Source organism: Streptomyces sedi, assembly GCF_006335015.1.
Classification (GTDB): Bacteria; Actinomycetota; Actinomycetes; order Streptomycetales; family Streptomycetaceae; genus Streptomyces; species Streptomyces sedi.
Genome location: NZ_VDGT01000007.1, coordinates 251,862 through 266,228 on the forward strand (window position 1 = coordinate 251,862; position 14,367 = coordinate 266,228).

Annotated in this window: 11 protein-coding genes; 8 read left to right on the forward strand and 3 right to left on the reverse strand. The window is 74.0% G+C overall.

Annotated features, from left to right (window positions below):
* Nucleotides 1-53 precede the first annotated feature (53 nt).
* The 8 genes from FH715_RS12115 to FH715_RS12150 all read left to right on the forward strand — a co-directional run bounded on the left by FH715_RS12115 (nucleotide 54) and on the right by FH715_RS12150 (nucleotide 11,640).
* The gene (locus FH715_RS12115) at nucleotides 54-1,346 is read left to right on the forward strand and encodes a serine hydrolase domain-containing protein (RefSeq protein WP_170184709.1); all 1,293 of its coding nucleotides are present in this window, start codon (nucleotides 54-56) and stop codon (nucleotides 1,344-1,346) included.
* 238 nt (nucleotides 1,347-1,584) lie between these two features.
* Complete coding sequence (locus FH715_RS12120) at nucleotides 1,585-2,886, forward strand: ABC transporter substrate-binding protein (protein ID WP_139644335.1); 1,302 nt, start codon at nucleotides 1,585-1,587, stop codon at nucleotides 2,884-2,886.
* Nucleotides 2,883-3,842: a carbohydrate ABC transporter permease gene (locus FH715_RS12125; RefSeq protein WP_139644338.1), complete on the forward strand. Its 960-nt coding sequence runs from the start codon at nucleotides 2,883-2,885 to the stop codon at nucleotides 3,840-3,842. The genes FH715_RS12120 and FH715_RS12125 overlap by 4 nt, the downstream gene beginning before the upstream one ends.
* A gap of 15 nt (nucleotides 3,843-3,857) precedes the next feature.
* On the forward strand, nucleotides 3,858-4,688 hold the full coding sequence (locus FH715_RS12130; protein WP_139644340.1) for a carbohydrate ABC transporter permease: 831 nt from the start codon (nucleotides 3,858-3,860) through the stop codon (nucleotides 4,686-4,688).
* Between the two features lie 38 nt (nucleotides 4,689-4,726).
* Entirely contained in the window at nucleotides 4,727-7,906 is a 3,180-nt protein-coding gene (locus FH715_RS12135; RefSeq protein WP_139644342.1) for a glycoside hydrolase family 38 N-terminal domain-containing protein, read from the forward strand.
* A 71-nt stretch (nucleotides 7,907-7,977) separates the two neighbouring features.
* Complete coding sequence (locus tag FH715_RS12140; RefSeq protein ID WP_139644344.1) at nucleotides 7,978-9,666, forward strand: class I mannose-6-phosphate isomerase; 1,689 nt, start codon at nucleotides 7,978-7,980, stop codon at nucleotides 9,664-9,666.
* Complete coding sequence (locus FH715_RS12145) at nucleotides 9,663-10,559, forward strand: ROK family protein (protein WP_139644346.1); 897 nt, start codon at nucleotides 9,663-9,665, stop codon at nucleotides 10,557-10,559. The genes FH715_RS12140 and FH715_RS12145 overlap by 4 nt, the downstream gene beginning before the upstream one ends.
* A gap of 31 nt (nucleotides 10,560-10,590) precedes the next feature.
* Nucleotides 10,591-11,640: a LacI family DNA-binding transcriptional regulator gene (locus FH715_RS12150; RefSeq protein WP_139644349.1), complete on the forward strand. Its 1,050-nt coding sequence runs from the start codon at nucleotides 10,591-10,593 to the stop codon at nucleotides 11,638-11,640.
* Here the strand turns inward: FH715_RS12150 and FH715_RS12155 are convergent.
* From FH715_RS12155 to FH715_RS12165, 3 genes are all read right to left on the reverse strand, one after another.
* Entirely contained in the window at nucleotides 11,637-12,113 is a 477-nt protein-coding gene (locus FH715_RS12155) for a VOC family protein (RefSeq protein ID WP_139644350.1), read from the reverse strand. The genes FH715_RS12150 and FH715_RS12155 overlap by 4 nt on opposite strands.
* A 186-nt stretch (nucleotides 12,114-12,299) precedes the next feature.
* The gene (locus FH715_RS12160; protein WP_139644353.1) at nucleotides 12,300-13,409 is read right to left on the reverse strand and encodes a Gfo/Idh/MocA family protein; all 1,110 of its coding nucleotides are present in this window, start codon (nucleotides 13,407-13,409) and stop codon (nucleotides 12,300-12,302) included.
* Complete coding sequence (locus FH715_RS12165) at nucleotides 13,406-14,152, reverse strand: sugar phosphate isomerase/epimerase family protein (protein WP_139644355.1); 747 nt, start codon at nucleotides 14,150-14,152, stop codon at nucleotides 13,406-13,408. The genes FH715_RS12160 and FH715_RS12165 overlap by 4 nt, the downstream gene beginning before the upstream one ends.
* Nucleotides 14,153-14,367 lie beyond the last annotated feature (215 nt).

Sequence of the window (14,367 nt, forward strand, 5' to 3'; positions counted from 1 at the left end):
GAATGGACCAGCTCAAGCCACACGACCGCCCCCGACAAGAGGAAGGAGCAGGCGTGACCGCCTCCTCCCGACGCCCGCGGCGCACCACATGGACGGCGGGCGCGGCCTCCGCCGCGCTCTGCCTGGGCGCCCTGACCGTTCCCACCGCCTCGGCCCAGTCCGCCGCGGAGCCCGACGCGTCGCGCCTGGACGGCGCGCTCGCCGGGATACCCGCCGCCGGCGCGCCCGGCGCCTACGGCGCCGCCCAGGACGGCGACGGCCGGTGGACCGGCGCGGCCGGCGTCGCCGACGTGGCCGAGGAGATCCCGGCCGAGGCCGACTCCCGGCACCGCATCGGCAGCATCACCAAGAGCTTCGTCTCGATCGCGGTGCTCCAGCAGGTCGCCGAGGGCACCGTGGAGCTGGACGGGCTCGCGGCCGACTACCTGCCGGCCGGCACCCTGCCCGACTCGCTGAGCGAGGGGGTCACGGTACGGATGCTGCTGAACCACACCAGCGGCATCGGCGACTACGTGCACGTGGCCTTCCCCTCGCTGCGGAACCCCTCGCCGGAGAGCCTGGAGGAGCACCGCTACCGCGAGCTGGCGCCGGAGGACCTGGTGGAGATGGGGCTCTCCGCCCCCCGCACCGGCGATCCGGGGGAGCGCAACTCCTACTCCAACACCAACTACATCCTCGCCGGGCTGCTGCTGAGCGAGGTCACCGGCGTCTCCGTCGAGGAGTACGTCACCGAGCACGTGATCGAACGCGCCGGTCTCGACGAGACCTTCTTCCCCGACTCGCCCGAGCTGCCGGCCCCGCACGCCCGGCTCTACGACCCGCTGCACGGCACCGAGGAGCCGCCCGGCGGCGACTACACGGAGTACGACATGTCGTGGGCCGGCGCCGCCGGTGCGCTGGTCTCCACGATGACGGACCTCAACGAGTACCAACGAGCGCTCTTCAGCGGCGAGTTGCTGCCCGACGAGCAGCTGGCCGAGATGCTGGAGACGGTCCCGATGCTCGACGGGAACGGCAACGCGGTCGGCTCCTACGGCCTCGGCGTGTACGAGGTCGAACTCCCCTGCGGCACCTTCTGGGGGCACGACGGTGTCGTCTGGGGCGCGAGCACCCTCGCGTTCTCCAGCGAGGACGGCGAGCGTCAGGCGTCGATCGGCTACAACGTGACGCACTACCAGACCATCGCCGAGGACGGCACGCTCAACCCCCATCCGGTGGACGCCGCCGTGGTCCGCTACTTCGACGAGGCGCTCTGCGGCACCGACAGCGAGCCGCTGTCGGACGAGAAGCTGCGCCAGGTCCAACTGTCGCTTGAGAACGTCGGCTTGAGCCGCTCGCTCGGCTGACGCCGCGTCAGTTCTGATCGGCACCACCCGGGAGGGGTGGCGCGGTCGGGCCCCGTGCCCCGGCCGCGCCACCCCTCCCGGCGTGTCGGGCGGCATGTCGGCACCGATCACTCCATGCCACCGTCAATCACGGTAAATCACCGACAGTCGCCCGTTGCACGACTCTTGACACCCCGACCGCGGCGGCAGCAAGCTGCTCGACATGTGTTAACGATAACACTCAGCCCGGGAGCCGCTTATGCCCGCACGCAGCCACGCCCTCCACCGCCCCCCGCCGCTGGCCCGACGGACCCTGCTGACGGCCGCGACCGCCGGTCTGCTCGCCACGGCCTGCGGCTCCGCGATGAGCCAGCCGGCGGGAAAGGTCGCCCTGCACGGCGACAACAACGACTGGCGCGAACCGCTCGTCCGGGCCGGGGACGCGATGCGCTCGGTGGCCGGCGTCGAACTGGTCCCCGAGGTGATCCCCTCCATGGAGTCGTTCGAGCAGATCGTCAAGTCCTCGCTACGCACCCGCAAGACGCCCGACATGCTCAAGTACTGGTCCGGCTACCGGCTGATGGACCTGGCCCGCACGGGAGGGATCGAGGAGCTGACCGGCGCCTGGGACACCGCCGAGTCCGCGGGGTGGGTCGACCCGACGCTGCGGCCGGCCTTCACCTACCGGGACCGGGTGTACGGGCTGCCGATGAACCTGACCTACTGGGTCTTCTTCCACAACACCGAGGTCTTCGCCGACCTCGGCCTGCGCGCCCCCACCACCTGGCCGGAGTTCCTGGACGCCTGCGCCGCGCTCAAGGCCGCCGGGATCACCCCACTGCACGCCACCACGGACGGCCGATGGCCCGCGTTCATCTGGTTCATGGAGGTGCTCAGCCGCCAGGACCCCGACTTCTACGAGGGGTTGATGAACGGACGCGAGCGCTACACCGACCCGCGCGCCGAGCGGGCGCTGACCACGATCGCGGAGTTCGCCGACAACGACTGGTTCACCGCGCTGGACACCAACCACGTGGACGCCGCCGCCTCCGTGGTCCGCGGCAGCCTCGGCATGATGCCGGGCGGCACCTTCATGACGCCGAACCTGATCAACGCCGGCGGCGAACCGGGCCGCGACATCGACGCGTTCGTGCTGCCGATGGCCCGGGCGGAGACACCGCCCGCCGTGATCTTCGAGTCCAGCGCGCTGGTGTGCACCGTCAAGGGGCCCGACCGCGAGGAGGCGTTGGAGGCCGCGGCGGCATGGCTGCACCCCGAGGTGGCCGGCGCGTTCAGCTCCACCCTCCAGGACGGCTCGCCCAACCCCGGGGTGGCGCCCGCCAATCCGCTGCTGGACGGCGTCGTGAGCACCGTGCGGGAGCGGGGGGCGCGCATGCTCAACCGCTTCTGGGAGCTGGGCCCGCCGGAGCTGGTCGAGGCCACCGTCGACGACCTGGCGGGCTTTCTGCTCAACCCGTCGTCGGCCCGTTCCACGCTCGCCACGATGCAGGAACGCGCCGACGACGCCTGGCAGGTCTGGCGGGAGGCGGAGAAGTCGTGAGCGAGACCCTGAGCGCCCCGCGCGCGACTCCGCCACGCCCCCGGGTGCGGGTGCCGGTGCGCTCCCCCCGCACCGGGAGGAAGCAGGGGCGGGCGCTGGGCGGACCGTTGACCCCGATCCCCTGGTTGCTGCCGGCGCTGGCACTGGTCGGGGTGCTGCTGGTCTACCCGTTTCTGCGCAGCGTCTACGGCAGCCTCTTCGAGGACAACGGCTTCGAGCGGAGCTTCGTCGGGCTGGACAACTACGCCCGGCTCGCCGAGGACCCGATCTTCTCCCGCTCGCTGCTGAACACCCTGATGTGGGTGGTGGGCACGCTGCTGCTGCCGGTGCTGCTGGGCCTGCTGATCGCGGTGGCCACCCACCGGATGCGGCTGGGCGGGGTGATCCAGCTGCTGGTGGTGCTGCCCTACGCCATCTCCGGCGCGGCGACGGCGGTGCTGTGGAACTTCATGCTGACCAGTGACGGCGCGATCAACCAGGTGCTGCGCGCCGTCGGTCTCGACTCGCTGGCGCACCCGTGGCTGCTGGAGTGGCCGCACAACACGATCGCGATGATCGTGGCCAGCACCTGGCAGGGCACCGGGCTCAACGTGGTGCTCTTCGCCATCGGGCTGCGCGCCATCCCGCGGGAGACGCTGGAGGCCGCCGCGCTGGACGGCGCCACGGGCTGGCGGCTCTTCCGGCACGTCACCTTTCCGCAGCTGAAGGCGGTGACGGTGGTGGTCGTCGGCATGGCCATCGTCAACAGCCTCAAGGCGTTCGACATGATCTGGGTCCTCACCAAGGGCGGCCCCTCGCGCTCCTCGGAGACGCTCGCGCTGACCATGTACCGCGAGACGTTCCGCCTCTTCCACGTCGGCTACGGCTCGGCCATCGCACTGGTGCTGACGGTGGTCGTGGTCGCCTCCGCCTGGATCTATCTCCGCCGCCAGATGCCCGAGTCGGCCAGGTCCTGAGGGGTGACGACAGCGATGAGAGCACGCACGAACGTGGCGCGTACCCTGCGCACGGTACTGCTGTTGACCTGTGGACTGCTGTGGTTGGTACCGCTTTACCTGCTACTGGTCAACGCGATGATCCCGGCCGAGTCCTACCCGGGTGAGCCCAGCTGGGTGCCGAGTGACCTGGCCCTCTGGGACAACATGGCGATCGCCTGGCGGGACGCCGCCATCGGCGACAGCTTCCTCAACTCCCTGTTCTACGCCGTGGTCTGCGGCGCCGCCGGGGTGGTGGTGGCCGCGATGGCCGCGTTCGCCGTGGTGGTGCTGCCCGTCCCGAGGCCGGCGCTGTGGTTCTGGGTGATCTACTCCGGCACGGTCTTCCCGCTCCAGATGTTCCTCGCGCCGCTCTTCGGCCTCTACGCCGACGCCAACCTCTACGACACCCGGCTCGGCCTGATGCTGATCTATGCGGCCTGGGCGGTGCCGTTCGCGTTCTTCCTGATCCGCAACCAGATGGCGACGCTGCCCGCCGAGGTCACCGAGGCGGCGATGCTGGACGGCGCCAGCTTCCGGCGGCTGTTCTGGCAGATCCATGTGCCGCTGCTGCTGCCCGGGTTGGGGGCGGCGTTCATCTTCCAGTTCACCTCCGTCTGGAACGACCTGCTCTTCGGCATCACGCTCAGCCGCAGCCCCGAGGTGCAGCCGGTGATGGCGGCCCTCACCAGTCTCAACAGCGCCTACGCCTCCTCGGGGCCGCCGGTGATCCTGGCCGGCGCCCTGATCGTCTCGGTGCCCACGCTCCTGGTCTTCCTGATCTTCCGCGGGCTCTTCCTGCGCGGCATCACCGCCAGCGCCCGCTGAGAACCACCGCCCCGCTCCCCCTCACTCTGGAGAGTGCCATGACCACCCGTGCCCTGGTCCGCGCCACCGCGTGGGACAACGACCGGATACGCGAGAGCCTGCGCACGCGGGTCGTCTCCGCCGAGGGCGACCTCGGCGGCGTCCCCGTGCGGCTGACCGTGGAACCCCTGCTGAAGCGCGCCGAGGACGGCGGGCTGCTCCAGTCGCTGCGCGTCACCCCGACCGCGGGCGCCCCCGACCTCGGCCCGCTCGCGGTGCGCACGCCGGGCGGCGCCGCGCTGCCGGTGGTGCGGGAGCCGGGCCCCGGCGGCTCGGTGCGGCTGCTGCTGCCTGCCGTCGACGCCGACCAGCGCGTCACCGTCGGCCGGCCCGACGCCCCCGGCGGCGTCGAGGTCACCCTGACCCGGCAGCGGCGGTGGACCGTCCACCTGATCCACCACTCGCACCTGGACATCGGCTACACCGACCCGCAGGGCCGGGTGCTGGCCGAGCACCTGTCGTTCCTCGACTCCTGCCTGGAGCTGACCGGGCAGACCGACGACTGGCCGGAGGAGTCGCGGTTCCGCTGGTGCGTGGAGTCGCTGTGGTCGTTCCGGCAGTGGGCCGAGGCGCGGCCGGCCGAGCAGGTCGAGGAGTTCGTGCGGCGGGTGCGGCAGGGCCGGATCGAGCTGACGGCCATGCCGTTCAACCTGCACAGCGAGACCTGCTCGACGGACGAGCTGCACGAGCTGCTGCGGCTGTCCCGCGACGTGACGCGGCGCCACGGGGTGCGCTTCACCTCGGCGATGCAGACCGACGTGCCCGGCCATGTGGTGGGCATGATCGACGCGTTGACCTCGGCGGGGGTGCGCTACCTGTCGGTGGCGCACAACTGGGCGGGGCGCTCCGTCCCCCACCTGGTCGGCGGCGAGCACCTGCCGCGGCTCTTCCGCTGGCGCGCGCCCAGCGGGCGGAGCCTGCTGGTGTGGATGACGGACACCCCGCACGGGCTGGCCTACATGGAGGGCCCGCTGCTCGGCTTCGACAGCGACTACCGCAGCGTGGACGACCTGCTGCCGGCGTATCTGACCTCGCTCGCCGAGAACCCGTACCCCTACCCGGGCGGGATCTTCGGCTGGGCGATGGACGAGGCGACCATCAGCCGCGAGCCGTACCCGTGGGACGTGCTCCACCTGCGGGTGCAGGGCAAGTTCGGGGACAACGCGCCGCCGCGCCGGATCATCGCCGACACCGTGCGCCGCTGGAACGAGACCTGGGCTTACCCGAAGCTGCGGCTCTCCCGCAACGAGGACTTCTTCGCCGACGCCGAGGAGCGGCTGGGCGACGGGATCCAGACCTACGAGGGCGACTGGACCGACTGGTGGGTCGACGGCGTCGGCTCCGGCGCGATGCCGCTGTCGCTGGCCCGCACCGCGCAGGGCGAGGTGGCCGACGCCCAGACGCTGGGCACCTTCGCCGGGCTGCTCGGCGCGGCCGACGCGGCCGACGACACGAGGGGCGCCGAACCGGTCTACGAGGCGGTCTCCCTCTTCGACGAGCACACCTGGGGCGCGGGCGACCCGTGGACCCACGGCCACGACCACGGGCACTCGGGCGAGGACCAGTGGCACTGGAAGTACGGGCAGGCCAGGCGCGGACACGACGAGGGCAGGGCGCTGCTGAACCGCGCCGGCGCCCGGCTCGGGCAGCGGCTGGCGCCGCCGACGGGGGTGGCCGCCGCGTTCCACGTGGTCAACACCTGCTCGTTCCCGCGCACCGAGGTCGCCGAGCTGTTCCTGCCGGAGTCGACGGTCGACCTGGACCGTCCGGTGGAGATCCGCGACGCCCGCACCGGCGCGCGGCTCGCGCACCAGGAGCGGCCACAGGTCAACGACACGCACCGGGACGCGGGCCGCTTCCTGCGGACGCGGGTGGCGGACGTGCCGGCCGCCGGGTCGGTGCGGCTGGACGTGCGGGTGCGCGACGAGACGGCGGACGGGGGCGGGGAGTCGGAGACCGTGAAGTCGGCCACCGGCTGGAACCCGACCGGCGGCACCGACCGCGAGGACCCGGCCGCCACCGCGGCCAGGGCGCTGGCCAGGCCGGACGCCACGGTGCTGGAGAACGAGGCGCTGCGGGTGACGGTCGACCTGGCGCGGGCCGCCGTCGCCTCCGTGGTGGACCTGGCGACGGGGCGTGAACTCGTCGACCAGGACGCGCTGGTCGGCTTCAACGGCTATCTGCACGACAGCTACACGACGGCCGGGGCGTTCAACCACAACTCCAGCCGCACCACGGCCTCCGACCGGCTGGAGCACCTCGGCACGCGGGCGGTGGCCCCGCCGGCCGCGCTGATCGACCGGCGCACGACGGAGGTCGCCGAGGTGCTGGTCTACGAGACCCGCCCGGCCGGCGCCCACACGGTGCGCACCACGCTGACGCTGCCGCACGGCGTCGCCAGGCTGGACATCGAGAACACCGTCGACAAGGACGCCACCCTCGGCAAGGAGTCCGCCTACTTCGCCTTCCCGTTCGCGCTGGACGCGCCGCGGGTGCGGATGGAGGCGTCCGGCGGGCTGACGGGCGACGGGCTGCCGGTGGTCCCGGGGTCGGCGCCGCACATGAGGGCGGTGCGGCGCTGGGTGACGCTGGCCGACGAGGAGCTGACGGTCGCCTGGTCGACGCAGGACGCGCCGCTGGTGCAGTTCGGCAACATCGCGCTGCCCTACGCGCCGTTCCCGAAGACGCTGGAGGAGGACGAGCCGGCGACGGTCTTCTCCTGGATCCACAACAACCTGTGGGACACCAACTTCCCCAGCGCGCAGGCGTTCACGCTGCCGTTCCGCTACAGCGTGGCGTGCGCCCCGACCGCGCGCGCCGCCGACCTGGGGCCGCGTACCGCCGCCGCCACCAGCAGGCCGCTGCACGCGGTGCGGGCGCGCGCCGCCGCCTCGGACGCGGCGGCGGTCGCCTCGCTCGGCTTCGTCGAGGTCGGCGAGGCGCGCGTCCGGCTGGTCGGGGCCGTCACCGAGGGGGACGGCGCGGTGCTGCTGCGGCTCCAGTCGTTCGCCGAGGAGCCGCTGGAGTGCCCGGTCACGCCGCTCTTCCCCGTCGCCGGGGCCTGGACGGCCACCTATCTGGGCGAGACCACGGGGGAGTTGGCCCCGGACGGCGAGGGGCGGCTGACCGTGCCCGTCCCGACGCTGGGCACCGTCGGCGTGCTGCTGCGACCCGCCTGAGCCACGCCCCGCACCACCACCGCGTGGGGCCGGCCCGACCGGCCGGCCCCCAGGAGCTTCTAGGAGAAACCGTGTACCGCCTCGATCCGCGCTACTCCCCGGCACCGAAGGCCCACCTGGTCACCGGCTGGCGCGCGGTGAGCGAACGCCTGCCCGACGCCACGTCCGTGGTCGCCCTGGACGGCCCGCCCACCGTCGACTGGACCGCCGTCGTCGACCGTCTCACCACGGAACTCCACGCGGCGGGACGCGCCGTGACCGCCAGGGACGTGCGCGCACGCTACGCGCCGCCCGAGGTGGTGCGGGCGCGCACCGTGCCGCCCGAGGCCGACGACCCCTACTTCCCCCGGCTCGCCGAGGCGACGCTCGACGCGCTCTTCGACGCGCCCCCGGAGTGCGCCCCCGCCGACGAGGGGCTGACGCTGGTCTACGGTCCCGGCGCCGCGCTGGTCGCGCACCGGGTGCTCTGGTACGTCGACCTGCCCAAGCGGCACGCCGAGGCCGCGGTCGGCGCCGGCGTCGGCGCCCATCTCGGGCTGCCGAAGGGCGAACCCGCCGACTCGCGGCGGCTGTTCTACGCCGACTGGCCGATGCTCGACCGGCACCGGGACGCGCTGGTCGACCGGATCGACGGCTGGCTGGACGTCCAGGACCCGGCCTCCCCCGGCTGGCTGGACGGCGACGGGCTGCGCGCCACCCTCGCCGTCCTGGCGCGCCGGCCGGTGCGCACCCGGCCGTACTTCAACTCCACGCCGTGGGGCGGCCACTGGGCGCAGCGCGAGCTGGGCTTCCGCCCCGGCGCGCGGAACACCGCCCTCGGCTACGAGCTGATCGCCCCCGAGTCGGGGGTGCTGGTCGGCGAGGGGCCGGGGCACGAGGTGGAGGTTCCGTTCCAACTGCTGTGCGTGCGCCACCCGGAGGAGATGCTGGGCGCGCGGGCGCACGCCGTCTTCGGCACGTCGTTCCCCGTCCGCTTCGACTACCTGGACACGGAGGGCGGCGGCGACCTGTCGCTGCACTGCCATCCGCGCGAGGAGGCGATGCGGGAGCGGTTCGGCTGGTCCTACACCCAGCACGAGACCTACTACGTGACGCGCGGCGCGCCGGGCGCGCGGGTGTTCCTCGGCGTGCGGGAGGACTTCGACGGCGAACGGTTCCGCGACGAGGTGACGGCGTCCGCGCGCGACGGGGTGCCGATGCGGCCCGAGGACCACGTGCTGACGTTCCCCGCCGAGCCCGGACAGCTGTACCTGATCCCCGCCGGCACCCCGCACGCCAGCGGCGCGGGCAACGTGGTGCTGGAGATCAGCGCCACGCCCTACCTCTACAGCCTGCGGTTCTACGACTGGCTGCGGCCGGACGCCGACGGCCGCCCGCGCCCGCTGCCGTACCGGCACGCCCTGGACAACCTGGAGTCGGGGCGGCGCGGCGCGCGGGTCGCCGACGAACTGGTGCCGGCGCCCCGGCGGCTGCGGGAGGGGCCCGGCTGGTACGAGGAGCTGCTGGGCGCGCTGGACGAGGTCTTCTACGAGGTGCGGCGGGTGACGCTGGACGGCGACGCGGTGGCGGACGACCACACGGAGGGGGGTTTCCACGTGCTGAACGTGGTGGACGGCGAGGGCGTCACCGTGGTCACCGAGTCGGGCGACACCCATCCGCTGGCGCGTTCCGAGACGTTGACGGTGCCGGCCGCCGTGGGCGGGTACCGGCTGCGGCCGGCGCCGGGCGGGGCGCGGGTGGTGAAGGCGCTGGTCCGTTGAGTCCGGTCGGCGGCGACCGGCCGGTCCCTGTGCTGGAGATCGGGGGCACCCATGTGACGGCGGCGCTGGTGGCGCCCGGCGCCGCCCGGGTCGCCGCCAGGCGGCGCGCGCCGCTGGACGGGCGGGGGCCGGCCGGGGAGATCCTGGCGGCGGTCACCGGCTGCGCGTGGGCGCTGGCCGCGGTCCACCCGACCGCGGCGGGCGCGGCGTGGGGGGTCGCGATCCCCGGGCCCTTCGACTACGCGCGGGGCGTGGGCGAGTTCACCGGCGTCGGCAAGTTCGACAGCCTGCGGGGCGTCGCGGTGGGCCGGGCGTTGACCGAGGGGCTGCCCGGCCCGCCGGGGCGGGTCGCCTTCGTCAACGACGCGCGGGCGTTCCTGCTCGGCGAGTGGCACGCCGGCGCGGCCCGGCACCACCGGCGGTGCGTGGGGATCACCCTGGGCACGGGCGTCGGCTCGGCGTTCCTCGCGGACGGCGCGCTCGTCACCTCGGGCCCCGGGGTGCCGCCCGAGGGGCGGGTCGACCTGCTGACGATCGGGGGCCGCCCGTTGGAGGAGACCGTCTCGCGCCGCGCGCTGCTGGCCCGCTACGGCGGGGAGCCGGGTCTTGACGTGCGGGCGCTCGCCGCGCGGGCCAGGGCGGGCGAGGAAAGGTCCCGGCGGGTGGTGCGCGAGGGCTTCGCCGCGTTGGGGCGCGCGCTGGCGCCCGTGCTGACCTCGTTCGGGGCGACGGGCCTGGTGGTCGGGGGTTCGATGGCCGGCTCCTGGGACCTGGTGGGCCCGGCGCTGCGCGCGGGTCTGGGGGACGCGGCGCGGGTGGTTACCATCGGCCCGAGCGAACGGGATGCGGACGCGCCGCTGTTGGGCGCGGCGCTGGTCGCGGCCGGGGGGTGACCCGGCGGCGGGAGAAAGGACGGCGGACCCCATGCCGGAGACGGCCAACTCCCCGGGCACGCGACCGACGTTGCGGGACGTCGCGCGGCACGCCGGGGTGAGCGCGATGACGGTCACCCGCGTGCTGCGGGACGACGACCGCGTCTCGGCCGCCACCAGGGAACGGGTGCTGGCCTCGGTCGCCGCGCTGGGCTACCGGCCCAACACCGTCGCCCGCAGCCTGCGGCTGGGGCACGGCAGCGGCCTGGTCGGGCTGGTCGTGACCAACCTGGCCAACCCGTTCTACTCCCGGCTCGCGCTCGGCGTCGACGGCGTGGTCGGCGCGCACGGCCTGAAGACGGTGATAGGGAACACGCGGCAGAGCGTGGAGAACGAACGCGACCTGGTCGCCGACCTGGTGGCGCGCCGCGTCGACGGAATCGTGGTGGTGCCGGCGGGCGGGGACCAGCGGCACCTGGCGCAGGCCGCGGCGCAGGGCGTGCCGGTGGTCTGCGCCAGCCGCCCGCCGATGGGGTTCGCCGCCGACCATGTGCTGGTGGACGACCACGGCGGCGCGGTGGAGGCGACGGAACGGCTGCTGGCGCTGGGGCACCGCGCCGTCGGCTACCTCGGGCCGCCGGCGAGCGTGCACACCAGCGTGGAACGGCTGCGCGGCTACCGGGAGACGCTGGCGGCGGCCGGCGTCACGGTGGACGAGCGCTATGTGCGGCAGGGGCCGGTGGACGTGGCGGGCGCCGAGGAGGCCGCCGGCGAGCTGCTGGCGCTGCCGGAGCCGCCGACGGCGCTGTTCTGCTCCAACAACCGCAACACCATCGGCGCGTTCCGGGCGGTGCGCCGGGCCGGCCGCGGGGTGGCGCTGGCCGGGTTCGACGACTTCGAGCTGGCGGACATGCTGGGGCTGCCGCTCTCGGTGCAGTCCTACGACAGCGACGAACTGGGCCGGGAGGCCGGCCGGTTGCTCCTGGACCGCCTGCGCGGGCCGGCGACCGGGGCCCCCGGCCCGCGCCGGGTGGTGCTGCCGACCCGCGCGATCCAGTACGGCGAACCGGGCCCGCCGGGCCCCGCCGGCCCCGCCGGCTAGGCGGCGTCCGCCGCGGCGCGGAGGCCCGCGATGTCGAGCTTGCCCATGCCGAGCATGGCCCGGGTGACGCGGGCGGACTTCGCCCGGTCCGGGTCGGCGATCAGCTCGTCGAGCACCGTGGGCGCGATCTGCCAGGAGACGCCGAACCGGTCCTTCAGCCAGCCGCAGGGGCCCTCCTGACCGCCGTCGGCGGTCAGCCCCGACCAGTAGCGGTCGATCTCCTCCTGGGTCTCGCAGGAGACGTAGAGGGACATCGCCTCGTTGAAGTGGAACTCGGGCCCCCCGTTGAGCGCGACACAGCTCTGGCCGGCCAGCTCGAACTCGATGGTCATCACCAGTCCCTCCTCCCGGGGGCCGGCCTCGCCGTAGCGCTCGACGTGCACGACGCGCGAGTCGTCGAAGACCGACAGATACAGGTCGACGGCCTCCTCGGCCTGCCGGTCGAACCAGAGACACGGGCGGATCTTGGGCATGAGGGCTCCTCGCCATCCTTCTCGACGGACTGACGACGGGTAGACCGCGGAGGCCCCCGGAACTCATCGCCGCGCGGGACAGCGGGTGACCGCGTCGCGGGGACCGCGCGCGGGCGGAGCGGCGCGCCGCGGACGACGGCCCGGCCGGACCGGCCGGTTGAGCGGTCGTCCGCGGCGCCGGGAGGGTCAGGCGACCTCGGCCGTGTACGGGTCCCACTCCGCCGGCAGCGGCGGGGGCGCGGCGAGCGGGGTCTCCTCGTGTGCGCCGGCGAAGGTGTGGTCCTCCGCCGAGTCCAGCACCGCGGCCATCGTGCGGAGCACGTGGAGGCCCAACTCGCCGGACGCCCGGTGCGGTTGGCCGGTCCGCAGGGCGCGGGCCATCTCCAGGACGCCGATGCCCCGGCCGGCGGTGGTGCCGGTGACGGGGAGTTCGGACCAGTCGTCGGAGCCGTGGGACCGGACCCGCACGGGCCCGGTGAACGTGTTGGGGTCCGGCACGGCCAGCGCGCCCTCGCTGCCGATGACCTCGAACATGATGCGGGGCGCCGCCGAGTCGAAGCTGAACACGGACGCCGCGCTGGGCCCGGAGTGGAACTCCAGCAGCGCGCTCACGTGCGTGGCCACGTCGACGGGGAACTCCTCGCCCGCCCTGGGGCCCGAGCCGGTGGTCCTGTTGGCGCGCCCGGTGCGGGCGGTGGCGGCGACCCGGGAGACGCCGCCGAAGAGGGCGATCAGGGTGGTCAGGTAGTAGGGGCCGACGTCGTAGAGCGGGCCGGCGCCCGGCTGGTAGAAGAAGGCCGGGTCGGGGTGCCATCCCTCGGGGCCGAGGCTCTGGACGGCGGTGTGCGCCGCTATCGGGGTGCCGATGTGCCCGGCCCGCACGGCGCGCAGCGCGGACTGGATGCCCGCGCCGAGGAAGGTGTCCGGCGCGTTGCCCACCAGCAGTCCGCGCGCGGCAGCGGCGGCCAGCAGGCGTTCGCCGTCCGCGAGTTCGATGGTCAGCGGCTTCTCGCCGTAGACGTGCTTGCCGGCCTCGACGGCGGCCGTCGCCACCTGGGCGTGGGCCGCGGGCACGGTGAGGTTGACGACGATCTCGACCTCGGGCAGCGCCAGCACGGTGTCGAGGTCGCCGGCGACGGGGATGCCGTGCTCGGCGGCGACCCGGGTGGCGCGTTCGGTGTCGAGGTCGGCGACGGCCAGCACGCGGACGTCGGGGAAGCTGGTGAGGGCCTCCAGGTAGGCGCCGCTGATGACTCCGGCGCCGACGATCGCGACGCCCACGGGTCCGGTGGTCATGCGGGCTCCAGGGCGGTGACGTAGGCGCGGCTGGCGGCCAGGGCCTCGAAGAGGTCGGTGTCGCAGCTGTCCAGTTCGACGATGCGCAGCGCCTCGGGCGCCGCGGCGAGCACCTCGGGCACCGGCATCGCCCCGGCGCCGACAGCGAGGTGGGCGCCGTCCCTGGTGAGGGGTCCGTCCTTGACGTGCAGGGCGCGCACCCGGTCGCCGAGGCCGGTCAGCAGCGCGGGGACGTCGGCTCCGCCGAGGGCGGCCCAGTAGGTGTCGACCTCCAGGAAGACGGCGGGGTCGAGGAGTTCGGCGAGGTGTTCCAGGGCGTGCCGGCCGTCGATCACGGGCTCCAGTTCCCACCAGTGGTTGTGGTAGCCCAGCCGGACGCCGTGGCCGGCGGCGGTCTCGGCGAGCCCGTTGAGGAGGTCGGCGGCGCGGGCTATGCCGTCGCGGGTGGTGAAGTCCTCCTCGGGTATGCCGGCGGGGATGATGGCCAGCTCGGTGCCGATGGTGTTGACGGCGTCCAGCACGCGCCCCGGCTCGTCCTCGCGGAGCAGGGCGACCGCGTGGATGGCGGGCACGGTGAGGCCCAGCGCGTCGGCGAGGGCGCGAAAGCCCTCGGGGTCGTCGGTGGGGTCGTAGGGTTCGACGGCGGTGTACCCGATGTCGGCGATCCGGCGGAGTGTGGCGTCGCGGTCGGCGGTGAGCGCCTCGCGCACCGTGTAGAGCTGAACGCCCAGCGGTTCGGGCATGGTCGGGGCCTCCCGGGAGTGAACCTGCAATACGGCCAGAGAGGACGATAATGCGCTTTTCGCCTCGGGCACAGGGGCCCCGGCGTATGGAACCGACCAGACCGGAACGTGCCCTCCCGGCGGCGCGACCAACCCCCCGGTGCGCGGCTCCGGTGCGGACACCGCGGCGCGCGGTCCGCTCCGTGGACGCCGTCACACCGATTTAACCCACCGGC